The organism is Rhodococcus sp. NPDC003348 (assembly GCF_053589375.1).
The window spans coordinates 108,002-132,685 of record NZ_JBSFRT010000010.1 but is presented as its reverse complement, the minus strand read 5'-3'; the positions used below and the strand labels follow the sequence as shown (position 1 = coordinate 132,685).

Here is a 24,684-nt window from a genome sequence, read left to right as displayed (position 1 = left end):
GGACCTGCGCGTGCGCATCCTGGTGGCGGGCATCGGCAACATCTTCCTCGGCGACGACGGCTTCGGCCCCGAGGTCGTGCGACGGCTGGCGGCCGGCACCCACGAGACGATCGCACCCGGAACCCGTGTGGTGGACTACGGGATCCGCGGCATGCACCTCGCCTACGACCTGCTCGACGGGTGGGACGCCCTCGTCCTCGTCGACGCCGTCCCCGACACCGGCGACCCGGGTGCGCTGCGCGTCTTCGAGGCCGACACCACCGACCGCGGCGGCGGTGGCCTCGACGCCCACGCCATGGACCCGGCCGCCGTTTTCGCCGGCCTCGCCGCGCTCGGCGGGCACCCGCCGCCCACCGTCGTGGTCGGGTGCCAGGCCGCGAACGTCGCCGAGACCCTCGGCCTCTCGCCCGCGGTCGCCGCAGCCGTCGACCCCGCCGTCGCCGCCGTCCACCGGACCCTGAAGCTCCTCGACGACCGCGGCACCGTCGGTGTCGCCGCGGCCGGCGGGAAAGAGGGCTGACCGATGTGCCTGGGCATCCCGGGACAGGTGATCCGAAAGCTCGACGGCTACGCCGGGCAACTCGCCCTCGTCGATGTCGCCGGTGAGCAGCGCAAAGTGAACATCGGCATGCTCGACGACCCCGAACTCGGCCCGGGCGACTGGATCGTCATCCACATGGGCTTCGCGATGGACCGGGTGGACGAGGCCGGCGCGCAGCGGGCGATGGCCGGGCTCGAACTGATCGGGCGCCCCCGAAACGATCAGGGGCACCGCCCGCGTGACGAGCCGGGGACCTCGCCGTGAAGTCGCTGGTCGAGCGACGGCGCCTGACGGTCCGTGGAGTGGTCCAGGGCGTCGGGTTCCGGCCGTTCGTCGCCGGACTGGCCCGCGAGCTGCGCCTCGGCGGGTACTGCGGCAACGACGACGGCGGGGTGTTTCTCGAGATCGAGGGCGACGCGGCGGATCTGGACGAGTTCGCTCGCCGCCTCCGCGACGATGCGCCGCCGCTCGCGCTGCTCGCCGAGGTGACCGGCACGGCGCGACCCCCACGGGGTGAGCGCGACTTCCGCATCGTGGACAGCCACCGCACCGACGGTGCGCGCACCCTGATCCCGCCGGACGTGGCGACCTGCGCCGACTGCCTGCGGGAACTGCACGACCCCACCGACCGGCGCCATCGGCACCCGTTCGTCAACTGCACGAACTGCGGTCCGCGCTACACGGTGATCACCGACCTGCCCTACGACCGGCCGGCCACCACGATGGCGCGATTCGAGATGTGCCCGAACTGTGCCCGCGAGTACGCCGACCCCACGGACCGCCGCTACCACGCGCAACCGATCTGCTGCCCGGACTGCGGGCCGCGGATCTTCGCCGAACGCGACGGGATCCGCATCGACGGCGACGACGCGGTGCTGACCACGGTCCAGACGGCCCTCGCCGCCGGAGACATCGTGGCGGTCAAGGGGATCGGCGGCTTCCACCTGCTGTGCGACGCGACGAACCCCGCGGCCGTGGCGCGTCTGCGGGACCGCAAGCACCGGCCCTGCAAGCCGTTCGCGGTGATGGCGCCGGACGTCGCCGCGGTCGCCGCGCTCTGCGCGCTGTCCGATGCCGAGGAGGCCGTGCTGACCGGCCCGGCCCGGCCCATCGTGTTGCTGCGGACGCGACCCGGCGCGGTGGTCGCCGACGCGGTCGCGCCCGGACTCGACGAACTCGGGGTGATGCTGCCGTACACCCCGCTGCACCACCTGTTCTTCGCACCGGTGCCCGACCGTGACGCCCGGGTGCCGCGACTGCTGGTCGCGACGTCGGGCAACCTGTCCGGCGAACCGCTGTGCACCGACAACGACGACGCCCGGACCCGGCTCGGACCGATCGCCGACCTGTTCCTGCTGCACGACCGGGACATCGCCGTGCCCTGCGAGGACTCGGTGGTCGCGGTCGCCGACGGCGCGGAACTGCCGCTGCGCCGCTCCCGCGGATTCGCACCGATGCCGGTGCTGCTGGGTGAATCGGCGCCGGTGGTGCTCGCGGTGGGCGCCGAGGTGAAGAACACCTTCTGCCTGACGCGGCAGGACTACGCCTTCTGCTCGGCCCACCTCGGGGACATGGGCACCGTCGAGAGCCGGCGGGCCTTCGAGACGTCGGTCGCGCAGTTGACCGCGCTGCACGGGGTCACTCCCGAGGTGGTGGTGGCCGACGCGCATCCCGGCTACACGACCCGGCAGTGGGCCGAACGTCATGCCGAGGCCCACGGCCTGGACCTGCACACGGCCGCGCACCACCACGCGCACGTCGCCTCCCTGCTCGCCGAGCACCGGCGGCTCGGGACCGCGGTCCTGGGGATCGCCTTCGACGGCACCGGATACGGCTGCGACCGCACGGTGTGGGGCGGTGAGCTGCTGCTGGTCGGCCCGGACCCCCTCGACTCCCGCCGGGTCGGACACCTGCGCCCGTTCCCGCTGCCCGGCGGCGACATCGCGGTGCGCACCCCGGCGCGCGTCGCGCTGGCCGTGCTGCGGGAGGCAGGCATCACCGAGATCGACGACCTGCCGCCCGCGACCGCGCTCGGCGCGGACGAGCGCGCGCTGGTGGACTCGCAACTGACCACCGGTGTCGGCTGCGTGCGCACCACCAGCGCCGGGAGACTGTTCGACGCGGCGGCCTCCGTGCTGGGCGTGCGGCACCGGATCAGCTACGAGGCGCAGGCCGCGATCGAGCTCGAGGCACTGGCGCGCAGCGCCGCGGACCCGGTGGCGCTCCCGTGGGCGGTGCACGGCGAGGAACTCGACTGGACGGGCACCGTCGGCCACCTCGTCGACGGTGTCCGGCACGGTATCCCCGCCGCGACACTCGCCGCGGGCTTCCACCTCGCGCTGGCGGCCGGGACGGCCGAGCTGGCGACCCGGGCGGCCGACGCGGCCGGGGTGCACACGATAGGGCTCACGGGCGGCGTGTTCCAGAATCGGGTGCTGCTGAGTGCGATCCGAAGCATGCTGCAGGACAACGGGTTCGAAGTCCTCACCCACAGGCGGGTGCCGCCGAACGACGGTGGTCTCTCGCTGGGTCAGGCCGCACTCGGTGCCGCCTGGGCGCGCAGCCGGGTAGCGGAGCGCGAGGGAAGGGGGCGAGCGCGATGACCGCGACCGACCGGACCACCGGCCCCGACCCCGACCCCATCGGGCCGGAACTGGCCGCCGATCTCGCCGACACCGCGCTGGCCCTGGCCCGCCGATTCCACGCCGGCGCCACCCTGTGGGTGGTCTCCCCGCAGTGGGAACCGCACGCCCACCACGTGGCGGTCGAGTTCGTGCACCCGGTGATCATGGGCAAACGCGCGCTGCCGTCGGTGTCGCTGGTGGAGCCGGACCCCGTGGCCCAGTGTCGCGTCGCCACCCGTCCGGGCGACGTGATCCTCGCCGTTGCCTCCGCCGACCAGCAGGCCGTCCGCGAGATCGTGCGGCGCGCCCCCGCGTGGGGCGCCGACACGATCTGGATCGGCTGCGGCCCCCGCCCGGCGCCCGGCGCCGCCACCCACGTGCTGTGGGTGGACTCGGACGACCCGATGGTCCCCGCGACCGGCCGGTTCGTGCTGCTCTATCACCTGCTGTGGGAACTGACCCACGTGTGCTTCGAACATCCCGGACTGCTGACCGCTCCCGACTGCACCGACGAGGTGTGTGTCACCTGCAGCGACGAGGGCAGGCTCGGCGAGGTGGTATGGGTGGCCGACGACACCGGGACCGCGCCGGTGCGCACCGCGGACGGGCAGGAGCAGGTCGACGTCTCGCTGCTCGGCCGCGTCGCCGCCGGCGACCTGGTGCTGGTGCACGGCGGGGTGGCGATCACGCGACTCGACACCGGGGACCTCGAGGCCGGGCCGAGCGAGAGTGGGGAGGAGCCGTGACCACCGAACCGGAGAACACGGCGAACACTGCGCCGGAGAACACCGACTTCCTCTACCCGTTCATCGACGCCCAGGAGCGTGATGCCACCGCGCTGCTGCGCGACCTCGCCGCGTCGGCTCGCGGGAAGGCGACCGAAAGCGCTCGCCTGCAACGTGTCTCGCTCGACGAGTACGGGGTGGCGATCGCCGTGGCGGGCCGACGCATGGCGGAGCGCTTTGCTCGTGGTGGACGCCTCTACACCTTCGGCAACGGCGGCAGCTCGACCGACGCGGCGACCCTGGCGACCCTGTTCAGCCGGCCCGCGCGGGGGAGGGCGGTACCCGCCTGGTCGCTGGCGGCGGACCAGGCGGTGGTGACCGCTCTGGGCAACGATGTCGGCTTCGACCTGATCTTCTCGCGGCAGATCATCGCGCACGCCCACGAGCACGACGTGGCGATCGCCCTGTCCACCTCCGGCAATTCCGACGACCTGATGACGGCGCTGACCGAGGCGCGTTCCCGCGGCCTGCTCACGATCGGTTTCGCCGGACACGACGGCGGCCGGATGGCCGCGACCGATCACCTCGACTTCTGTTTCACGGTCCGCTCGCAGAGCATCCACCGGATCCAGGAGAGCCACGCCCTGCTCGGGTACCGGCTGTGGTCGGTCGCGCAGGCAGCCCTGACGGAGATCGACGTGGGAGGTCGGCCATGAGCGCGGAGACCGACGTGGGAGGTCGACCATGAGCGCGGAGACCGACGTGGGAGGTCGACCATGAGCGCGGAGACCGAGGCAGGAGGTCGACCATGAGTACCGAGGCCGAACGGGAGGACCGGGTCCTCGAACGGATCGAGGCGTTCCGGCGGCGTCGGCCACGACTGCGGGACACGGTGATCTCGCTGTCGCACGGCGCCGGCGGCAAGGCGTCCGCCGCGCTGGTGGATGCGGTGTTCGTCGACGCGTTCCGCAACACCGAACTCGAGCAGCTCGGCGACGCCGCGACCGTGCGCCCAGGCCCCGCGGAGCGGCTCGCGTTCTCGACCGACTCGTTCGTCGTGCAGCCGCTGTCGTTCCCGGGTGGCTCGATCGGGCATCTGGCCGTGCACGGCACCGTCAACGACCTGGCCGTGTCCGGGGCCCGTCCGCGTTGGCTGTCGGCGGCGTTCGTCATCGAGGAGGGTTTCGAGATCGACCGGCTGCGCGGGATCGTCGCCGACATGGCGACCGCGGCCACCGCGTCCGGGGTCGAGATCGTCACCGGTGACACCAAGGTGGTGGGCCGGGGCGCCGCCGACGGGCTGTACATCAGCACCGCGGGCGTCGGGATCGTGCCCGAGGGTCGACGCCTGGGCGCCGACCTGGTCCGGCCCGGCGACCGGGTGGTGATCTCCGGGACCATCGGGGATCACGGCATGGCGGTGATGCTGGCCCGCGGCGATCTGGCCATCGAGGCGGACATCGCCTCGGACACCGCCCCGGTGCACTCGCTGGTGGAGGCGTTGCTCGCGGCGGCACCGTCGACCCGGTGGATGCGCGATCCCACCCGCGGCGGCGTCGGCACCGTGTGCAACGAACTGGCGCAGGCCACCGGCCTGGCCGTGATCCTGGACGAGGCGTCGCTGCCGATCCGGCCCGCGGTGGTCGGTGCGTGCGACCTGCTCGGCATCGACCCGTTGTACGTCGCGAACGAGGGCAAGTTCGTGGCGATCGTTTCCCCGGACGAGACGGACGCCGCGGTCGCCGCGCTGCGGGCCTGCCCGGGCGGTGCCGAGGCGACGGTGGTCGGCGAGATCCTCGCCGAACCGGAGGGGATCGTCGCGCTGCGCACCGCGTTCGGCGGCAGCCGGATCGTGGACATGCTCGTCGGTGATCCGCTGCCCCGTATCTGTTGAGAACCCGGATCTGCCGAGGTGAAAGGAGTCACGTCATGTGCCTGGGTATCCCCGGCCGGGTGGTCGACATGGTCGATCCCGCGCAGCATCTGGCGAAGGTGGACGTGGGCGGGGTGCAGCGCGCGATCAGCGTGCGGCTGCTCGCCGACAGCGGACTGCAGGTGGGCGATTGGGTGCTGGTGCACGTCGGATTCGCGATGGCGCGCATCGACGAGGCCGAAGCGCAGGTGACGCTCGACCAGGTCCGCAGGATGGGCGCCGACTACGTCAACGAGATCGACGCCTTCAACGCGTCGGACATCGCGTGAAAGGCAGGGCAGCGACATGAGATTCGTCGACGAGTTCCGAGACCCGGCCGCGGCCCGCGCCCTGGTGGCGTCGATCACCGAACTTGCGGCCGCCGACGAGTTCAAGTTCATGGAGGTGTGCGGCGGCCACACCCACACCATCTACCGGCACGGCATCGAACATCTTCTGCCGCCGTCGGTCGAATTGGTGCACGGCCCCGGATGCCCGGTGTGCGTGATCCCGATGGGGCGCATCGACGACGCCATGTGGCTGGCCGAACAGCCGAACGTGGTGTTCACGACGTTCGGCGACATGATGCGGGTGCCCGGATCCCGCGGAAACCTGATCGAGGCGAAGGCCCGCGGCGCGGAGGTCCGCTTCGTGTACTCCCCGCTCGACGCGCTGAAGATCGCCGTGGACAACCCGGACAAGCATGTCGTGTTCTTCGCCGTCGGCTTCGAGACCACCGCGCCGTCCACCGCGGTGACGCTCGTGCGGGCCCGGCAACTGGGGTTGGAGAACTTCACCGTGTTCTGCAACCACGTGACGATCGTCCCGCCGATCAAGGCGATCCTCGAGTCACCGGACCTGCGACTGTCCGGGTTCCTCGGCCCGGGGCACGTGTCGACGGTGGTGGGGTTGCGGCCGTACCGCTTCGTTCCCGAGGTGTACGGAAAGCCGATCGTGGTCGCGGGTTTCGAGCCACTCGACATCCTGGCCTCGGTCCACATGCTGCTGCGGCAGATCCGCGACGGGCGGTGCGAGGTGGAGAACCAGTACAGCCGCGTGGTCCGCGCGGACGGCAATGTGCAGGCGCTGCGCCTGATGTCGCAAACCTTCACCCTGCGCCCGCACTTCGAGTGGCGCGGGCTCGGATTCATCTCGCAGAGCGCGCTCGGTATCCACCCGGACTACGCCGACTTCGACGCCGAGCAGCGATTCTCGATGCCCGGTCTGCGGGTCGCGGATCCGAAGGCCTGCCAGTGCGGTGAGGTCCTCAAGGGCGTCATCAAGCCGTGGGAGTGCAAGGTGTTCGGCACCGCCTGCACCCCGGAGACCCCGATCGGTACGTGCATGGTCTCACCCGAGGGGGCGTGCGCGGCCTACTACAACTTCGGGCGCCTGCACCGGGAGACGGCGGAGCTGGTGGGACGGCGCGGCGCGGCGGGGCAGCCGTTGGTGGGTCAGGGCGAGACGGTCTGACCGATGGCCGAGCCGACGGAGGGTCAGCGGCTGTTCGCCCGCTACGCCCATGCCCCGAACGCGCTCGGATTCTGCGGTCCGGCCGGGGTGGCGGCACTCGAGCACGCCGCGTGCGGTGCGGGCGACGGCGGCGCCGTCACCGACGCGGCACGCAGGTTCAGCGGTGCCTGGCCCTATCAGGAACTGCTCGCCGAGCTGACCGGCATCGCGGATCCCCTCGACGTACGGGTGGTCCGGGCCTACTGGACCGGGAGCGACCTGACCGACCGCGTCGACCCGCATGTGTTCGGGACCCGGTTGCTGGAGCGGCTCGGGTCCGCGGCCGGACACTACTGGACGCACCTGACGCCGGCGCTGCTCGACGAGGCGGCGCCCACGCACGCCTTCCACGTCTTCGGCGTGTATCCGTGGTCGCGGTTGCTCGACACGGGCATGCCGCAGCCGTTGCAGGTGCTCGATTCCTGCCGGATCCGCTGGGGCATCGTGCTCGACGTCGATGCCGCGTCGGCCACCGTGCGCTCCCGGCCGCTCGAGTTCGACGGCGCCCGTCTGGATCTCGGTACCGAACGGATCGAGCGCGTGCAGCGACGGACCGCGTCGGGGACGTTCGTGCCCGCGCTCCGGGTGGGCGAGCAGGTCGCGATGCACTGGGGCTTCCTGTGTGATCGGCTGACCGGGGACGAGGCCGAGCGTCTCGCGGCCGGGACGGTCCGCCAGCTCGCCTGCACGAACGAACGACTCGCCGCCGAACCGGCGACGACGGATGTGCCGTGAACTCCCGCGGAGAGGACACGATCGCAATGACGACATCAATGCCCGCCTCCGGCATCACCACCACGCCGTCCGGCCGTCCCTTCACGTCGCGCATGGCCCGAATCCGGTCCGGGCTCACCGCAGCCGAATGGGTGCGGGTCGCGGCGATGGTGGCGGTGATCGTCGTGCTGCACGTGCTCGGATGGGGAATTCTGGCGCTCGTCGTCGCCCCACAGCACTACAGCCTCGGCACGACGACCCTGGGGCTCGGTGTCGGGTTGACGGCCTACACCCTCGGACTGCGGCACGCCTTCGACGCCGACCACATCGCGGCGATCGACAACACCACCCGGAAACTGATGAACGACGGCCAGCGGCCGCTGTCGGTCGGTTTCTTCTTCTCGCTCGGACATTCCACGATCGTGTTCGGGCTGGCGGTGCTGATCTCGATCGGCATCAAGGCCGTCGTCGGGCCGGTCGAGGACGACGACTCGGCGCTGCACCATTACACCGGGCTGATCGGCACGACCGTCTCGGGCACCTTCCTGTACGTGATCGCGGCGATCAACGTCGTGATCCTGTTCGGGATCGTGCGGGTCTTCCGCCAGATGCGCGCCGGTCGGTTCGACGAGACCGCGCTCGAGGAACAACTGAACGCCAGGGGGCTGATGAACCGCGTCCTCGGCCGGGCGATGAGGTCGATCACCCGGCCCTGGCAGATGTACCCGGTGGGGTTGCTGTTCGGGCTCGGCTTCGACACCGCCACCGAGATCGCGCTGCTCGTGCTCGCCGGCACCAGCGCCGCCGCGGGTCTGCCGTGGTACGCGATCCTGTGCCTGCCGATCCTGTTCGCCGCCGGGATGAGTCTGCTCGACACGATCGACGGCTCGTTCATGAACTTCGCCTACGGCTGGGCGTTCTCCCACCCGGTCCGCAAGGTCTACTACAACCTCACCATCACCTTCCTGTCCGTCGCGGTTGCGCTGCTGATCGGCACCGTCGAGCTGCTCGGCCTGCTCGCCGAACAACTCGGCTGGACCGGCGGCATCTGGGACCGGCTGGCCGGCCTGAACCTGAACCTGCTCGGCTACCTCGTCGTCGCCCTGTTCGTGGTCACCTGGGTTGCCGCGCTGGCGATCTGGCGGTACGGGCACATCGAGGAGCGGTGGACCGCGCGCCTGGCGACCGCCCCGGCCGAGGACTGACCGAGACGTCGGTGAGGCGCGGACGTCGGTGAGGCACGCGTGTGGGGCAGCCGCTTGACCAATGTCCCTGGGCAGTACAGCTGGAACAGCGCGGGTCACTCGGAGTCGACAAGTGCGCGGTTCGCCGCCCAAAGCCGGAGCCCGGTCCGCCCCGCGTCGGGATTTCCATGATTCCAGAGCGGGTGCACCCCAGACTTGGGCGTCGCGATCGATGAGAAGTGGCAGTACGCCACCCAACAGTCCGGTCTGCTGGAGCGTTGGACGCATCAGGTCAGTGTGTGGCGAAGTCACCGACCGCGGTCATTTTGCCGTTGCCCGAAGAGGTGGAGACGCCGGCGTCGGTAAGAGCGCAGTTGGTGATGATGGCACGATGGCCCGGGCTGTTCATCCACCAGTTGACCGCCGCCTCGGGTGTTGCACCGCCGCCGGTACCCCAGTAGACGATTTCGCCCCACCGCGCGACGGGAGCGTAGCCTGCGGCCGCGATCCGGGCATCTGGAGACGAGCCGTCCGAACCGGTATGGCCCGTCACACCACTGTTGAGCATGTCCGTTGCGTGCCGACTGGCGGCCGCAGCGAGCTGGCCGTTGGATGCGACAGGACCGCAACCATTCGCTGCGCGCTGCTGGTTGATCAGGTTGAGCACAGCGCCGCCCTGATCACCACCGGGCTGTTGCTGCGGGTGGCGATTGGGTTGGTTGCGCTGATAGCGCGAATCGGCCGCGGCATTGTCGGCCCAGGTCTGCGACCGAATATCGGGAGTCACGCAGACCACGTCACCGTTGAAGGCCTCCCGCCAGACGAATCCTTGCTTGCAGGTATTCGGCCCGTACGCGCCGCCGCCGGGTTGGACCCGATCTGCGGCCGTTGCGTTTTCCTGGGCCGTGCGTGACCGGACCTGCGGCGGCACACAGACGGTGTCACCGACCCGAGCCTCCCGCCATACGTAGCCCTGGACGCAGGTGTCGGGCCCGTAGGGCAGGTCATGGTCGGCGTGGGCCGGCGCCGTACCAGTAGTCGCCGCCAGCAGGCTTACCCCCACTATCGACAAGGGCAGCAGCGCATGCTTGAAGCTTGCAGACATGGTTGTCCCTCCGACTTGTCTGTCTTGTGTATTGGCCGTGTGGGCCACAGCGCGAAGCGTATGGCGCTGGAGGATCGCCGCACACGCGTAGTCGAGTACTCGACTTTGCAGGCGTTTCGGGGTTCTTGGTTCTTCCTGTCAGCCCGGCTGTCCGTAGATGGCGACGACGACCGTGTTGTCCATTCCTGCGTCCGTCCCCGCGCAGTGGTCTACGACATTCCGGGCTCCAATCGACGAATGAGGTAGGACGTTGGATTGGCGTCCGTCCTTCATTTCTCGTCAAAGACGAGGTCAGTTGGAGGGTGCGTGAGGCGGACGGTGTCTGCCTGGACATCGACGATGGCGTCGAGTCCGGTGGTGGAGTGCCCAGTGGAGAGTATGAAGAACTTGTCCTGGGCCTGGGAGAGGAAGGAGGCAAACCCGGCCAACGACAGGTTGCCGGGATCCAGCTCAAAGTAATCGACCAGGCGGCGAAACAGTTTCGGCAGGATGACAACGTCCTCGGTGAGGGTGGTTGCCGTGTCGATCACTGCGCCGCTGGTGGTGGCGTCGACGGCCCACACCCCGTCCTTGGCGGCGTGTGCACTCTCGACTGCGGCGGTGAATTCGTTGCGTAGGGCGGGAAACAGGTTGCGGTAGTAGGTGGGGTATGCCAGCCCGGTACTGAGCAGATGATGGTTGAGAGTGGTGCGCAGCAGGGTGGTATCGACGAACACAGGGCTTCCGGATGTGGTGGGAGGTGCGCCGCGACAGACGAATGCTACGCAGCGGCCGTACAAATCGGCGCCGCGAGTCAGTATGAACCCGTTGACGGTATCGGGAGTGCAAGCGGTGACCGTCTCGGCGCTGTTGCGTTCGACGTTGGTGAAACCGAGCCAGCCGAGCAGCTCTTCGGCTGCGGCGTGCCCCAATCCCAGCGGTTGGTGGGTGCGGGTGCCGTGTTTGGGCGTGTAGTGGGTCTCGAGGGCGTCGATTCCATCCAGGCGTAGCTGCGCTGCCCCAGAAGCGGTCCGTTTGACCGGATGCGGTCCGCCGACGAGTTCCCACTCGGCGGGCGCGTCCGGGATGAACCGGACGGAGTCCCCGTCAGGCTGGGCCCCCTTGGCTCGGAATGCGCCCTTGATCAGTACGAATGACATGTCCCCTCCTGTTGGCGGACTTGATGCGGCGTCGAGCGATCGATACTTGAGAGGTTCGTCGTCGGGCACGTTGGTGGCGCGAGTATGCGGCTACTCGATTTTCGACGTGCATCTGTTGCGCCCTGCTTCCGCGGTGCGACATTCCAGCGTCAGTCTCCGGCCTGGCGATGCGATCCGGGCGGGGATGTTGATCACGTGATCGCGGTGCCGCGCATCCGCGGCCGCCCCACGCGGTCTCGTCGATCGATGCAATCGCGGCCCGGATCTGTGGGTTCATCCTCTCGGTCCCCTGAGAACCAGGCTCGGCGCGGACGGCTGCGGCGGAAACGAACGTGTGCCCGAAGTAGGTCGACCCCGCGCGGGCCAGGACCCGGCCACTCGCCCCGACGCCTCGGGCGGTACCGATCGCCTTGGGCGAGTAGGCGTTACATCACCGGTGGATCCAGGCTCAGGCGCTTGTCTCGGGGAATGGCGTCGGTGGCGCGAAGGTCTCGGAGCGCGTCGAGGATCGGGGTGGGCGCCGTGGCCGGAACCAACGGCAACCGGACGTTCGGTGTCGATATCCGGCCCTGCGCGTGGAGAACGGCCTTGAGGAGCGTGGGGTTCGGTTCGGACATGAGGGCGGACGCGGGTCCGACGAGTCGACTTCCCAGCGCGCGTGCCTCCTCGAGCCGTCCCTCGTGCCACAACCGGACCAGCTCGGCGAACTCGCGTCCGCAGACGTTCGCGGTCGCCAGGACCGCGCCCGCCGCGCCCATCGCCAACAGCGGTGAGACCAGCGTGTCCTCGCCCGCGAGCACCGAGAACACGTTGGCAGGAGCGGAGCCTGCGGGGCGACCGGAGGAGGCCGTTTCCGCGATCAGTCGCGCGGTGTCGGTGTCCACCACGCCGACCGCCTGCTTGACGCCGACGATTCGCGGATGCCGCGACAGGCGCGTCAGGGACTCCCAGCCGAGCTGCTGTCCGGTGCGATACGGAACGTTGTAGACGATCAGCGGGAGTGGGCTGCGGTCGGCGACGTACTCGAAGTGCGCGACGACGCCGGCCTCGGACGGACGGGTGTAGTACGGGACAACCGTCAGCGCCGCCGCGGCGTCGACGCTCGAGTTCAGCTCTTCGACGGCTCGGACCGTGCCCGCGGTGTCGTTGCCTCCAGCCCCGACGATCAGTGGCACACCGTGTTCGCGGCACACCCTGCCGCAGATCCGCACGACCTCTCGACGTTCCTGCGGGCTCAGCGTGGACGGCTCCGCGGTCGTCCCCAGCGCGACGATCCCGGCCGCACCGTCCTCGATCGTGTCGTGGGCGAGGCGTTCGAGGTCGGCGACCGCGAGCTCGCCGCCGTCGGTGAAGGGCGTGACGAGCGGGACGAGGAGTCCTGACGGGTGGAAGGTCATATTCCCACTCTCACCGTCCGCACAATCAAGATCCAGTTACTGTTCCTTCGTCTGTCCGTAAGCTGAACTGATGCTCGACATTCGCAAGCTGAGGCTTCTTCGCGAACTCGCCCATCGCGGGACCATCGCGGCCGTCGCCGACGCGCTCGCGTACACGCCGTCCGCGGTGTCGCAACAGCTCGCGGCGCTCGAACGGGAGGCCGGCCAACCCCTGCTGACGCGGACGGGCCGTCGGGTGAGCCTCACTCCCGCCGGGGTCGTGCTCGTCGAGCACGCCGAGGTGGTTCTCGCCGACCTCGAGCGCGCCGAAGCGGCGCTCGCCGCGACTGGCGCCGGCCTGTCGGCATCGGTTCGGTTGGGCGCGTTTCCCACCGCCCTGCGGACGATCGTGTTGCCCGCGATGACGGAACTCGCTCGCGCCCAACGGAACCTGGAGCTGACGGTGACGGAGGCCGATCCGGCCGACGTGCCGGACCTTCTTCGCGGCGGCCGACTGGACCTCGCGCTGGTTCACGAGTACGACAACGTCCCCTCCACCGTGGGGGCGGGCATCGAACTGGAACCGCTGCTGGACGAGGTCGTGTACCTGGCCTCGTCCGCCGCCCCCGGTGTACCCGCCGCCGATGTGGTCCGCAGCCAGTCCGGGAGCCGGTGGATCGTCGGCAACCCGGACACCCTCTGCCACACCATGACGGTGCGCACCTGCCAGTCGCAGGGTTTCGAGCCACTCGTCGCCCACCGCGTCGACGATTTCGCCGCTGTCCTCGGCCTCGTCGCCGCGGGCGCCGGTGTGGCACTCGTTCCCCGGCTCGGGGCGACCGATGTCCCGGACGGTGTGGTGCTCACCGCCCTCCCGATCGGCAGACGGACCCGGATCGCCTACCGCCGCGGCAGCGGATCCCAGCCGGCATTCGCCGCGGTGAGCGGTGAATTGCATCGCGCGGCCCGGGCCTTCCACGACGGCCCCGCCGATCCAGCGGTCGAAACCTGTCGGTGACCTCGGGCACACTGGGAGTCGAAACCACCGGACACGGGGAGGACTCATGGCCGATGCCATAGTCGTCGAAGGTCTGATCAAGAGGTACGGCAAGGTCACGGCCCTCGACGGAATCGATCTGACGGTCCCAGCGGGGACGGTCACCGCTCTGCTCGGGCCGAACGGGGCAGGCAAGACCACCGCGGTTCGCGTGCTGACCACGCTGCTGGTTCCCGATGGGGGCACCGCTCGCGTCGACGGGCTCGACGTGGTTGCCGACGCCCAGGAACTGCGTTCACGCATCGGCGCGTCCGGTCAGTACGCGGCCGTCGACGAGTACCTGACGGGATTCGAGAACCTCGAGATGGTCGGCCGGCTCTACCACCTCGGCATCAAACGCAGCCGCGACCGGGCCAGGGAACTGCTCGAGCAGTTCGATCTCGTCGCCGCCGCGGACCGCCCGGTCAAGGGCTACTCCGGGGGCATGCGCCGCCGCCTCGACCTCGCGGGCGCACTCGTCGCGCAGCCACCGGTGCTGTTCCTCGACGAACCCACCACCGGCCTCGACCCGCGCGCCAGGCTCGCGTTGTGGGACGTGATCGACGAACTGGTCGCGCAGGGGACGACGCTGCTGCTCACCACCCAGTACATGGACGAGGCCGAGCGGCTGGCCGATCGGATCGCGGTGATGGACCGCGGCGCGGTCATCGCGCGCGGCACCGCCGACGAACTCAAGGACCAGGTCGGCGGCGAGCGCATCGAACTCGGGCTGGTGGACGCCGCACGGCTACCCGACCTGCGGACCGAACTCGCGCCGCTGTCCGCCGGGGAGATCCAGGTCGAGTCCGGTATCCGGAAGGTGGTCGTCCCGGTCAGCGGCGGAGCGGACACCCTCGCCGCGGCGCTCGCACGGCTGTCCGCGGCCGGCATCCGGGTCACCGACGTCGCGTTGCGCAAACCCACCCTCGACGACGTCTTCCTCTCCCTGACGGGGCACGAGGCGCAGGACGTGGACGTGGACGAGGAGGCGGTGCGATGAACGCGATGCAGATGGTGGCGTCCGACGGATTGACCATCGCGAAGCGAAACATCATCAAGATCAAGCGGGTTCCCGATCTCATCGTCTTCACGACCCTCTCGCCGATCATGTTCGTGCTGCTGTTCGCGTTCGTGTTCGGCAGCGCGATAGAGATCCCCGGGATGTCCTACCGCGAGTTCCTCATCGCGGGCATCTTCACGCAGACCGTCATCTTCGGTGCCACGTGGACCGGGCTCGGGATGGTGGAGGACCTGCAGAAGGGCATCATCGACAGGTTCCGGTCGCTGCCGATGGCGCCCTCGGCGGTGCTGATCGGCCGGACCTCCACCGACGTGCTGATCAACGTCATCAGCCTGGTGGTGATGACGCTGACGGGCCTGCTCATCGGGTGGCGGATCCACTCGTCGCTGGGGGAGGCCATCGCCGGCTACGTGCTGATGCTGCTGTTCGCGTACGCCCTGTCGTGGGTGATGGCGGTGGTGGGCATGTGGATTCGCACGCCGGAGGTGTTCAACAACGCGAGCTTCATGGTGATCTTCCCGCTGTCGTTCATCGCGAACACCTTCGTCGACCCGTCCTCGATGCCCACGGTCCTGCGGGTGATCGCGGAGTGGAACCCGGTGTCCGCGCTGACCCAGGCGGTGCGTGAGCTGTTCGGCAACACCAATCCGATGATGCCGCCGCCGCAGGCGTGGCCGCTGCAGAACCCGGTCCTGGCGTCGCTGCTGTGGATCGCGCTGACGCTGATCGTGTTCGTGCCGTTCGCGATCCGCCGGTACAAGAAGGCCGTCAGCCGCTGAGAGGCTCGGCAGCAGTCACGGGTGTCGGTCAGACATGCCGAACCGCCGCCGGTAGCGGCCCGACTGGTGAGGGCGTCGCGGCACTCCGTCGCTGACCGGTGAAGGTTGTGCAGATCACTGTGCTAAGCCTCATACCCGCCCGGAAGGCCGCCTGTGGACTCTCGATCGGAGCAGAATCGGTCGCCTACCGGTGCACACTGTCATGGTGAGGAAAGCCGTGAGGGGTGCCGGTGCTCTAGTCGCGATCACAGCCGCGTGCGCCTGTTCGCCGGTCGATGACCACGAATCGCCTGCTCCGACCGTTCTCATCCAGTCAACACAGTTCGCGCCGCCGCCGTCGCCGATTACCGATCTCGTTCCCACGGCTGAGCAGCTGACCATGCTGTACAACGCCACTACCAACTACTCGATACGGGAGGAGGATCGGTCTCGACTCTTGGACGGTCCCAGCGATCAGACCTTGCAGATCGCGCGGTCCTGGGGTGCACTGCCCATGCCCCAGTACATCCAGTTCACCACCGTGGAACCCGACGGACCGGACCGTGTCAATGCGAGTGGGCAGGGCCACGTCGACGGCATGGCCCCGTATCCGGTGGGGCCAATTCCTTTCGTGCGTTCCGACAACGAGTGGAAGCTGTCCCACCTCCACGTTTGCGGCGTCTTGACCGGGCTTCCAGGGCCAGACGGGGGTTGTCAGTGAGCCTGGCCATCGTCCGGCGCGGGTAGGTCCACGTGCGGCGGTCGTTCCGGCGGATTCACGATGTCACGTTCTGGACCGTCTGGCAGCGCGTCGTGGCAGCCGACCGGCATGGCAGCGGCGGTTGTTGTCGACTCGACCCGCCCGATGATCAGGTCAGCGGCAACTCGGCGAAGATCTGCCCGGTCGGCTGGGTCGAGCCGCCCGGCGGTTCCACGGTGAAGCCGAGCGCGGTCGCGTCGCCGATGCCCTCGAGCACCGCCGTCGTCGACGGGGCCACGGCGCCCGCGTCCATCGTGCCCGCCGGCTGGGCGCTGCCCTGATCGTTCATCAGCCACATCTGGTAGACGGTGCCCTCCGCGGGCGGGGCGACGTTGTTCATCACCAGCACACCGGCATCCACGTCCTTCGAGTAGACGACGGTGGCGGTGCCACCGCCCTCGATCGACCCGGACGAGGTGCGTACGTCGTCGGCGGCGAACACCTGCTCCGCCGTGGGGGCGGGCTCCGACGACCACATCCGCGAGCCCACGGCGACGCCTCCCACCGCGACCACGACGGCTGCGGCCGCCGCCAGCAATCCGTTTCGCAGCCGGTGACGCCGCGCGGCACGCCGCGCGTCCAGATCGACCGGGGCCGGGTTCGGTGAGGCATCGGGCCGGTCCGCGATCGCGTCGAGTACCCGGCCGCGCAGCTGCTCCGGTGGTTCGACCGCGGTCGCCGCGGCCACGTCGGCCATCGTCTCGCGGGCGTCGCGGACGCGGCTTTCGAACTCGGATTTCTCGGCCGGCCCAGCCGTGACCAGCCGGGCCTCGATCCGTGCACGTTCGGTGTCCGAGACGGCGTCGAGGGCGTACACCTCGGCCAGTTCGAGCCAGTCACGTTCCACGCCCCGGACACCGGGGACCGCATCGTCGGTCATTGCCGCTCACCTCCGAGACAGTTCCGGAGGCGGAGCAACCCGTCCCTGATCCTGGACTTGACCGTGGGAAGCGTCGCCGAAAGCTGTTCGGACACTTCGCGGTACGTGAGGCCGCGATAGTAGGCCAGCTCCACGGACTGGCGTTGCAGGTCCGTCAGCGTGCCCAAGCACCGCACCACCATGCGCCGATCCTCACGCCGCGTCACCTCTTCGGTCACGCTGTCGAACGGTGACTCGACGGTGCTCGCCCGATACCGGGATTCCCGATCCGAGCCGGACTGTTCGGCGCGCACCCGATCCACCGCCCTCCGGTGGGCGAGGGTGATCACCCACGACAGCGCGGAACCCTGGGTGACGTCGAACGCGCGGGCCGTCCGCCACACCTGCAGGTACACCTCCTGCGTCGTCTCCTCGCTGTACCCGGGATCGCGGAGCACCCGCAACACCATCCCGTAGACCCGGGCGCGGGTCAGATCGTAGAAACGGGCGAATGCCGACTCGTCCCGGTCCGCGACCCGCTGGAGCAGCGCCGCGAGCGTGTCGGTGTCCCCGCTGACGCCGGTCATCGGCCTTGTCCACTCATCGCAGGAAAGCCTATCGGCGGGTATTCGGGCGCTCAAGGCGGCATCCGCCGTGCTCCTGTCCAGCACGACCCTCACCGCCGCGGTGGTCGCGGCACGAAGAACGCGGTGCGCTGCTGGTAGTCCCGGTATCCCGGGCGCCGCGACATCGTCGTCTCCAGCGGGCGCGCACCGGTCGCGTACACCAGGAAGTACGTCATCAACGCCGGCGACGCCACGGTCAGCGCGCCCGGCCACACCGAGGCGCAGATCAGCCACAGGCCCCACCACACGCACGCGTCCCCGAAATAGTTCGGGTGCCGGGTCCACGCCCACAGACCGGTGTCGATGATGCGTCCCCGGTTCGCGGGATCACCACGCCAGCGCGACAACTGCCGATCTCCGACGGACTCGAACGTCACTCCCGTCACCCACAGCGCCACACCCGCGGCGACGGCGAGGGAACCGACACCCTCGGTCGGGCCGAGGACCGCCGACACCTGCAGGGGCAGCGACACGAACCACTGCGCGGCGCCCTGCGTCGCGAAGACCCGGGTCACCACGGTGCGGGTACTCGCGCCCCCGGCGCGGTCGAGCAGGTCGCGGTAACGCGGATCCTCGCCGCGGCCCTTCGATTTGAGATACATGTGCACGCTCAGCCGCAGACCCCACACGGCGACGAGGACGAACAGCAGCCACCGTCTCCCGGCTGCGCCGTCCCCGATCACCGCCGCGGCGAGTGCGACCAGCACGAATCCGGCACCCCAGGCCACGTCGACGACGTTGACGCGGTCGAGTCGGCGGCTCACCGCGAACGCGACCGCCTGCACCACCGCGACAGCGGCCAGCGAGGTCACCGCGACCACCGCGAAGGTCGACCAGGCGCTCATCGCGGACCTCCGTCCTTGGCGAGAACGATCTGCTGGACGTCCAGGTAGCCGGACCGGAACCCCGCCTCCGAGTACGCGAGGTAGAACTCCCACATCCGGCGGAACGTCGCATCGAATCCGAGCGCGTCCACGGCCGCCGCGTTGGCGACGAACCGTTCCCGCCACAGGCGGAGCGTGTCCGCGTAGTCCGCCCCGAAGCGGTCCCGCGCCCGGATCCGCAGCGACGTGGTCGCGGCGGCGGCCTCGAGCGCCTCGGGGGAGGGAATCAGGCCGCCGGGAAAGATGTACTTGGTGATCCAGGTGTGCGTGTTGCGGGTGGCGCGCATCCGCGCATCGGTCATGGTGATCGCCTGCAGTGCGACTCGTCCGCCCCAGACCAGCACGTGGTCCAGCACCGCGAAGTAGGCCGGCCAGTACTCGTACCCGACCGCCTCGATCATCTCGACGGAGACGACGGCGTCGTACTCGCCGCGCACCGCGCGGTAGTCGAGCAGGTCGACCCGCACCCGGTCCGCGTACCCGGCGTCCGCCACCCGCCGGCGCGCCAGCTGTTGCTGCTCCGCCGACAGGGTCACCGACCGGACCGTCGCGCCGCGCCGTGCGGCACGGATCGCCAGTTCTCCCCATCCGGTGCCGATCTCGAGCAGCCGGGTACCCGGGCCGACGCGGGCGGCGTCGAGCAGCCGGTCGATCTTGCGGTGCTGCGCCTCGGCCAGGGTGTCCCATCCGGGGGTCCAGCCGTCGAACAGCGCACTCGAGTACGTCATCGTCTCGTCGAGGAACAGGCGGAAGAGGTCGTTGGACAGGTCGTAGTGGCGGGAGACGTTCGAGGGGGCCTGCTCCCGCGAATTGCGCTCCCAGGAGGGTCGACGACGCGCCACCAGCGGACGCAGGGCCTGCAGGACGCCCGGGATCAGCATGGACGCGGACGCCGCGAACGGTGTCAGCGCGGAGGCGGGATCCGGCGAACTCCAGTCGCCCGCCATGTACGCCTCGCCGAATCCGATCAGCCCGTCGGCGGCCACCCGTCGCGCGAACGCCTCCGGGCGATGCACGATCATGCGCGGCGCGTGCGCATCACCTGAGCCGATGACCGTCCCGTCGGGATAGTCGACCCGCACGTCGAGCCGGGCCACGGCACGCCGGAACAGGAGGGCGGCGACCGGCGCGCCGAACCGCGCGATCGCACCGGTCGGTCGGCGCGCGACGTCCGGCCACCGAGCCGGATCGGGTCCCGGCAGGGTCGGCGCGCCGTCGGTGCGGGTGACGCTCATCGGAGGACCTCCGGGTTCGGGTGGGACGTGGTGGCCGTGGACGACGACCGGGGACGCGGGACGACGGGCAGGCCGCGCAGCCAGAGCGCGATGCCCTGGATCCGGATCCGCGCGGACACGAGGTGCGGTGCCAGCGGTGCCCGCAGCACGGTGCCTGCCACCCCGCCGACGGTGGCCGGCACGCGGTTCCCGTGCATCGTCGCCACGAAGGGTGCGTGCCCGTCCCGGTGCAGGGTCACCGAGATCGCGAGGCGCTCCGCAGGCTCCGGGACCCGAAGCGTGTAGTGGCCCGCCACCGGATTGAACGGCGACACGTAGAACGCCTTCGCCGCCTCCGCCCGCCCCGTGGGATCCGGGCGCAGCACATAGCTGTGCCTGCCGCCGTAGGTGTTGTGGACCTCCGCGACCACACAGTCGACGATGCCGTCGCGGTCGTGGCACCAATACAGGCTCAGGGGGTTGAAGGCGTGCCCGAGCACGCGGGCACCGAGCAGCGCGGTGACCCGCAGGCCGCCCGGATCGATGCCGGCGTCGACGAGAACCGCGTCGAGTCCGGCCCGCAGGGTGCCCGGCGCCGGCGACCGATCGAAGTGGTCGCGCACGTCGAATCGGGCGAACGGCCGCAACCACACCGGCAGACCGGGCAACTCGTCCAGGTCGACGAACCAGCTGTAGCCCGGGTAGTCGAAGGCGTGCCGGATCGGGCCGGCGCGTACGTGGCGGATCCGGGTGCGGTAGATCGCTGGGGTGTTCACGCGCGCGCTCCCACCGCGATGCCGTCGAGGGCGCCGATCCGGCGGGCCGCGCGCACTCCGGACGCGGCGCCGTCCTCGTGGAAGCCCCACCCGTGGTAGGCGCCGGCGAACGCCACGGTGTCGGAGTCCAGTTCCGGCAGCCGCCGCTGCGCGGCCACGGATTCCGGTGTGTAGAGCGGATGTTCGTACGTCATCTCCGCGAGCACGGTCGACGGGTCGATGCGGTCCGCGCCGCCGAGGGTCACGAGCAGCCGCCGACCTCCGGCCTCGCGCAGTCGCATCAGCCGGGTCATGTCGTAGGTGACGATGACGCCCGGTGCCCGTTCACCCGCCCTCGGAACGAGGTAGTTCCACGACGCGCGCGCCGCCCGGGCGCGGGGCAACACCGATTCGTCGGTGTGCAGCCGGGCCCGGTTCGTCGAGTAGGTGATCGCGCCGAGCACAGCGGACTCGGCCGGTGTCGGTTCGGCGAGCAGGCGCAGCGCCTGGTGCGGGTGTACCGCGACCACCGCCGCATCGAAGCGGCGCGGCGCACCGCCTGCCGTGACCACCACGCCGCCGCCGCTGCGGACGAGGCGTTCGACCGGTGTGCCGGTGCGCACCTCGTCGAGCGCGGCGGTGATCTTCTCGACGTAGCGGGCCGAGCCGCCTGTGACGGTTCGCCACGGCGGTGACCCGAAGACCGTGAGCATGCCGTGGTGGTCGAGGAAGGTCAGTAGATAGCGCGCCGGGTACCGCATCGCGTCGTCCGGGTCGCACGACCACACCGCCGCGACCAGTGGGATGGTGAAGTGATCGACGAAGTACCGGGAGAACTTCAACCGGTCCAGGAACTGCCCGAGAGTCTCCTCGGTCTCCGCCGGTCCGTCGTCGAGGAGTGCCCGCGCCGCCCGGTGGAAGCGCGGCACCTCGCCCAGCATCCGCAGGTACCGGCCGCGGCCGACGGTGCGCACGGTCGGCAGCAGCCCGGAAATCCCCTTTCCACCGGCGTATTCGAGGCCGTTCGCGTCCGAGCGCACCGACATCGACATGTCGGTGGCCTGGGTGGCGACGCCCAGCTCGTCGAACAGTGCGCACAGGGTCGGGTAGGTGCGGTCGTTGTGCACGATGAACCCGGTGTCCACGTCGACCCGCCTGCCGGCGCCCAGATCCACGGTGTGGGTGTGGGCGTGACCGCCAAGCCGGTCGTCCGCCTCGAACAGCGTCACCCGGTCGCGTCGGGCCAGCTCGTGAGCCGCGGCCAGTCCGGCGATCCCGCTGCCGATCACCGCCACCGAACGTCGCCCGGCTCGCTCGGGCGGTTCGGGAACGGGCGCCGGACCGCGGGGACGCGAAGTGGTCGTCATGACCGGTGTTCGGAACAGGGACCGGTCCGGATGGGTCGGACATTTTCTCGGTGCGCGACCCATCCGGGTCCGGAGCGGCCCCGAATCGCAGCCGACACAACCTCGTCGGCGGCACCTCGGCCGCCGCCACACGGAAGGACCCACATCATGGGAATCAGCACACGCAAGAATCTGGCGCTGGTCGGGGCGGGGGCGATCGCCCTGTTCGGCGCCGTCGCCTGTTCCTCGGACGACACGTCTTCGGCGCCGGAGTCCCCGGCGACCTCCGAGACGCAGCCGATGGCAACGGATTCGGCGATGCCGAACGCGCAGTCCGCGTCGCTGGTCGGACCGGGCTGCGCAGCCTACGCGGAGCAGGTCCCCACCGGCCCCGGCTCGGTCGAGGGCATGGCGCAGGAGCCGGTGGGCGCCGCAGCGTCGAGCAACCCGATGTTGACCACTCTCACCGCGGCGGTGTCCGGTCAGCTCAATCCGCAGGTCAACCTCGTCGACACCCTCAACGGCGGCCAGTTCACCGTCTTCGCCCCTGTCGACGCGGCCTTCGAGAAGGTCGACCCGGCCACTCTCGAGACCCTGAAGACGGACGCGGCCGCCCTCACCAATGTCCTGACCTATCACGTCGTTCCGGGCCGGATCGCACCCGCCGACATCGCGGGCACCCAGACTACGGTCCAGGGCGGCACAGTCGAGGTCACCGGATCCGGCGACGACTGGAAGGTCAATCAGGCGGGCGTCATCTGCGGCGGCATCCAGACCGCGAATGCGACCGTGTACCTGATCGACTCGGTCCTGTCGCCCCAGTAGCCGATCCCCCCACTAGACGACAGCGAGGAGACATTCATGAGATCGACGATGCGAACCGTTGCGGTGGCCTGTGCCGCCGCGGCGGCGGTCGTGCTGCCGGGGTCGACGACCGCAGCCGCCCCGTTGGGCCCCCTGACACCGGTGGACCGCGTCGACCTGACGCGTTACCTGGGAACGTGGCATCAGCTGGCCGCCAATCCCGCCCCGTTCAACCTGGACTGCGTGCGCGACACCACCGCCCGGTACAGCGCGGTCGACGATCGGGACGTGCGGGTCGAGAACTCGTGCACCACGGTCACCGGTGCCCGCCGCGGGATCGTGGGCAACGCGCGGGTCAACGGCCCGGCCGAGTTGCACGTGTCGTTCCCGTCGGTACCGGGGCAGGACAACCCGGACGGGCCGAGCAACTACCTGATCGCCCACCTCGCTGGCGACTACTCGTGGGCGCTGGTCGGCGACCCGACCCGGCTGTCCGGCTTCGTCCTGTCGCGCAGTCCCGTGGCGGACCCGGGCCGCTGGCACGAGATCCGGCAGGTCGTGGAGGCGAACGGCTACAACTCGTGCCTGATGCTGACCTCGCCGACCAGCACCGGGCTCGCGGACATCCGGCCCCTCTGCACCCTCTGACGGCCCGGCACCTCCGCCGCTACCGCGTGGTGAGGACCATGCGGTAGCGGGCCCGGCCCTCCGCCATCGCGGCGTAGGCGTCCGCCGCCTCGGCCAGGGGGCGTTCCTCGATCCGGGCCCGCACGCCGGACAGGGCCGCGAAGTCCATCGCCTCCTCGACGTCGCGGGCGGTACCCGAGGGGTGCCCGGTCACGGTCAGCCCGGGCTGGATCAGCTGAAGCGGACTGATCGGAAGGGGGTCGGCCGTGACGCCGACGACGACGAGTTCACCCTCGGGTTGCAGGCCGCCGATCGTGTCGGCCATCGCCGTCGAGTTCGCCGCGGTCCCGAGGACCACCGACACGCCACCGAGCTTCCGCAGGGCCGCACCGACGTCGCCCTCCGTGGAGTCGACATAGTGGTGGGCGCCGAGTTGCCGGGCGTCCTCGCCCTTGTCGCCACCGCGGGCGATGGCGATCGTCTCGAAGCCCATCGCCCGGGCGAACTGCACACCGAGGTGGCCGAGCCCACCGATCCCGAGGACCGCGACCCGGTCGCCGGGCGCCGCCCCGGTCTTCCGGAGAGCATCGAAAGTGGTGACGCCCGCGCAGCTCATCGGAGCGGCTTCCGTGAAGGACAGCTCGTCCGGGATCCGGGCGAGCGCGTTGGCCGGCACCGTCACCGACTCGGCGTAACCCCCGGGGTACTGCCAGCTGGGAATCTGCAGCTTCTCGCAGTGGATGAAGCTGCCCCGGCGGCAGGGCACGCACTCGTTGCAGTGGCCGCCGAACCAGCCAACGGCGACGCGGTCGCCGACGGCGTGGTCGTCGACGCCGGGGCCGAGTTCGGCGATCGTTCCGGCGATCTCGTGACCGGGCGTCAGCGGCCACGTCATGTCCGGGAAGGCGCCACCCACGAACGCGCGGTCGGTGCCGCAGACTCCGCACGCGGAGACGGCGATGCGGACGTGGTCCCGTTCGGGTGGCGTCGTCTCGACCTCGGTCAGGGTCAACGCGCCGCCGGGGGACTGGACGTGAACTGCTCGATGAGTGGGCATGACGCATCCTCGATGGAACGTTCGTCGCGGCGGGCCGCGGTCGACATCGTGTGCCGTGCCACGCCCTCGGGTCCGCGTTCCAGTCAAACGCCTCGACGGAGTTCC

General features: G+C 70.1%; 25 protein-coding genes. 15 read left to right on the top strand and 10 right to left on the bottom strand.

What is annotated here, in order from left to right; all coding sequences use genetic code 11:
• Positions 1-4: 4 nt before the first annotated feature.
• The 10 genes from ACWDU4_RS09775 to ACWDU4_RS09730 all read left to right on the top strand — a co-directional run bounded on the left by ACWDU4_RS09775 (position 5) and on the right by ACWDU4_RS09730 (position 9,233).
• Positions 5-520, top strand: a complete 516-nt coding sequence (locus tag ACWDU4_RS09775) for a hydrogenase maturation protease (RefSeq protein ID WP_450113706.1) — start codon at positions 5-7, stop codon at positions 518-520.
• A gap of 3 nt (positions 521-523) precedes the next feature.
• Entirely contained in the window at positions 524-805 is a 282-nt protein-coding gene (locus tag ACWDU4_RS09770) for a HypC/HybG/HupF family hydrogenase formation chaperone (RefSeq protein WP_450113680.1), read from the top strand.
• A complete protein-coding gene (gene hypF, locus ACWDU4_RS09765) occupies positions 802-3,144 on the top strand; it encodes a carbamoyltransferase HypF (protein ID WP_450113679.1) in 2,343 nt (780 codons plus the stop codon). The genes ACWDU4_RS09770 and hypF overlap by 4 nt, the downstream gene beginning before the upstream one ends.
• Positions 3,141-3,911, top strand: coding sequence for a HypC/HybG/HupF family hydrogenase formation chaperone (locus tag ACWDU4_RS09760; protein ID WP_450113678.1), 771 nt, complete (start codon positions 3,141-3,143; stop codon positions 3,909-3,911). The genes hypF and ACWDU4_RS09760 overlap by 4 nt, the downstream gene beginning before the upstream one ends.
• Positions 3,908-4,606 carry a D-sedoheptulose-7-phosphate isomerase gene (locus tag ACWDU4_RS09755; RefSeq protein ID WP_450113677.1) on the top strand — a complete coding sequence of 233 codons (699 nt, stop codon included), beginning with the start codon at positions 3,908-3,910 and terminating at the stop codon, positions 4,604-4,606. The genes ACWDU4_RS09760 and ACWDU4_RS09755 overlap by 4 nt, the downstream gene beginning before the upstream one ends.
• Before the next feature lie 92 nt (positions 4,607-4,698).
• Positions 4,699-5,784: a hydrogenase expression/formation protein HypE gene (gene hypE, locus ACWDU4_RS09750; RefSeq protein WP_450113676.1), complete on the top strand. Its 1,086-nt coding sequence runs from the start codon at positions 4,699-4,701 to the stop codon at positions 5,782-5,784.
• A gap of 35 nt (positions 5,785-5,819) precedes the next feature.
• Positions 5,820-6,092, top strand: coding sequence for a HypC/HybG/HupF family hydrogenase formation chaperone (locus ACWDU4_RS09745; RefSeq protein ID WP_450113675.1), 273 nt, complete (start codon positions 5,820-5,822; stop codon positions 6,090-6,092).
• Between the two features lie 16 nt (positions 6,093-6,108).
• Entirely contained in the window at positions 6,109-7,275 is a 1,167-nt protein-coding gene (gene hypD / locus ACWDU4_RS09740) for a hydrogenase formation protein HypD (protein ID WP_450113674.1), read from the top strand.
• A 3-nt stretch (positions 7,276-7,278) separates the two neighbouring features.
• The gene (locus ACWDU4_RS09735) at positions 7,279-8,049 is read left to right on the top strand and encodes a DUF6390 family protein (RefSeq protein WP_450113673.1); all 771 of its coding nucleotides are present in this window, start codon (positions 7,279-7,281) and stop codon (positions 8,047-8,049) included.
• A gap of 26 nt (positions 8,050-8,075) precedes the next feature.
• A complete protein-coding gene (locus ACWDU4_RS09730) occupies positions 8,076-9,233 on the top strand; it encodes a HoxN/HupN/NixA family nickel/cobalt transporter (RefSeq protein WP_450113672.1) in 1,158 nt (385 codons plus the stop codon).
• 271 nt (positions 9,234-9,504) lie between these two features.
• Here ACWDU4_RS09730 and ACWDU4_RS09725 read toward each other — a convergent pair whose 3' ends face one another.
• The 3 genes from ACWDU4_RS09725 to dapA form a co-directional block, all read right to left on the bottom strand.
• Positions 9,505-10,317: a CAP domain-containing protein gene (locus ACWDU4_RS09725; RefSeq protein WP_450113671.1), complete on the bottom strand. Its 813-nt coding sequence runs from the start codon at positions 10,315-10,317 to the stop codon at positions 9,505-9,507.
• Positions 10,318-10,586: 269 nt separating this feature from the next.
• The gene (locus ACWDU4_RS09720) at positions 10,587-11,456 is read right to left on the bottom strand and encodes a thermonuclease family protein (protein WP_450113670.1); all 870 of its coding nucleotides are present in this window, start codon (positions 11,454-11,456) and stop codon (positions 10,587-10,589) included.
• Between the two features lie 425 nt (positions 11,457-11,881).
• The gene (gene dapA, locus ACWDU4_RS09715) at positions 11,882-12,853 is read right to left on the bottom strand and encodes a 4-hydroxy-tetrahydrodipicolinate synthase (RefSeq protein WP_450113669.1); all 972 of its coding nucleotides are present in this window, start codon (positions 12,851-12,853) and stop codon (positions 11,882-11,884) included.
• Between the two features lie 70 nt (positions 12,854-12,923).
• Between dapA and ACWDU4_RS09710 the strand changes: the two genes are divergently transcribed.
• The 3 genes from ACWDU4_RS09710 to ACWDU4_RS09700 are packed head-to-tail and all read left to right on the top strand — an operon-like array spanning position 12,924 to position 15,668.
• A complete protein-coding gene (locus tag ACWDU4_RS09710; RefSeq protein WP_450113668.1) occupies positions 12,924-13,850 on the top strand; it encodes a LysR family transcriptional regulator in 927 nt (308 codons plus the stop codon).
• 46 nt (positions 13,851-13,896) lie between these two features.
• Positions 13,897-14,868: an ATP-binding cassette domain-containing protein gene (locus ACWDU4_RS09705; protein ID WP_450113667.1), complete on the top strand. Its 972-nt coding sequence runs from the start codon at positions 13,897-13,899 to the stop codon at positions 14,866-14,868.
• Positions 14,865-15,668, top strand: a complete 804-nt coding sequence (locus ACWDU4_RS09700) for an ABC transporter permease (protein ID WP_450113666.1) — start codon at positions 14,865-14,867, stop codon at positions 15,666-15,668. Before ACWDU4_RS09705 ends, ACWDU4_RS09700 begins: the two co-directional genes overlap by 4 nt.
• Before the next feature lie 848 nt (positions 15,669-16,516).
• Here the strand turns inward: ACWDU4_RS09700 and ACWDU4_RS09695 are convergent.
• The 6 genes from ACWDU4_RS09695 to ACWDU4_RS09670 form a co-directional block, all read right to left on the bottom strand.
• Entirely contained in the window at positions 16,517-17,287 is a 771-nt protein-coding gene (locus ACWDU4_RS09695) for an anti-sigma factor (RefSeq protein ID WP_450113665.1), read from the bottom strand.
• Positions 17,284-17,853: an ECF RNA polymerase sigma factor SigK gene (gene sigK, locus ACWDU4_RS09690; protein WP_450113664.1), complete on the bottom strand. Its 570-nt coding sequence runs from the start codon at positions 17,851-17,853 to the stop codon at positions 17,284-17,286. The genes ACWDU4_RS09695 and sigK overlap by 4 nt, the downstream gene beginning before the upstream one ends.
• A gap of 89 nt (positions 17,854-17,942) precedes the next feature.
• The gene (locus ACWDU4_RS09685) at positions 17,943-18,737 is read right to left on the bottom strand and encodes a DUF1295 domain-containing protein (RefSeq protein ID WP_450113663.1); all 795 of its coding nucleotides are present in this window, start codon (positions 18,735-18,737) and stop codon (positions 17,943-17,945) included.
• Complete coding sequence (locus tag ACWDU4_RS09680; protein WP_450113662.1) at positions 18,734-20,011, bottom strand: class I SAM-dependent methyltransferase; 1,278 nt, start codon at positions 20,009-20,011, stop codon at positions 18,734-18,736. The genes ACWDU4_RS09685 and ACWDU4_RS09680 overlap by 4 nt, the downstream gene beginning before the upstream one ends.
• On the bottom strand, positions 20,008-20,766 hold the full coding sequence (locus ACWDU4_RS09675; protein WP_450113661.1) for a DUF1365 domain-containing protein: 759 nt from the start codon (positions 20,764-20,766) through the stop codon (positions 20,008-20,010). The genes ACWDU4_RS09680 and ACWDU4_RS09675 overlap by 4 nt, the downstream gene beginning before the upstream one ends.
• Complete coding sequence (locus tag ACWDU4_RS09670) at positions 20,763-22,112, bottom strand: NAD(P)/FAD-dependent oxidoreductase (protein ID WP_450113660.1); 1,350 nt, start codon at positions 22,110-22,112, stop codon at positions 20,763-20,765. Before ACWDU4_RS09670 ends, ACWDU4_RS09675 begins: the two co-directional genes overlap by 4 nt.
• 147 nt (positions 22,113-22,259) lie before the next feature.
• Here ACWDU4_RS09670 and ACWDU4_RS09665 point away from each other — a divergent pair, with 147 nt between their 5' ends.
• Both ACWDU4_RS09665 and ACWDU4_RS09660 read left to right on the top strand, forming a co-directional pair.
• A complete protein-coding gene (locus ACWDU4_RS09665) occupies positions 22,260-22,916 on the top strand; it encodes a fasciclin domain-containing protein (RefSeq protein ID WP_450113659.1) in 657 nt (218 codons plus the stop codon).
• Positions 22,917-22,952: 36 nt separating this feature from the next.
• On the top strand, positions 22,953-23,543 hold the full coding sequence (locus ACWDU4_RS09660; RefSeq protein WP_450113658.1) for a lipocalin family protein: 591 nt from the start codon (positions 22,953-22,955) through the stop codon (positions 23,541-23,543).
• Positions 23,544-23,562: 19 nt separating this feature from the next.
• Here ACWDU4_RS09660 and ACWDU4_RS09655 read toward each other — a convergent pair whose 3' ends face one another.
• Complete coding sequence (locus ACWDU4_RS09655) at positions 23,563-24,579, bottom strand: alcohol dehydrogenase catalytic domain-containing protein (protein WP_450113657.1); 1,017 nt, start codon at positions 24,577-24,579, stop codon at positions 23,563-23,565.
• Between the last annotated feature and the right edge of the window lie 105 nt (positions 24,580-24,684).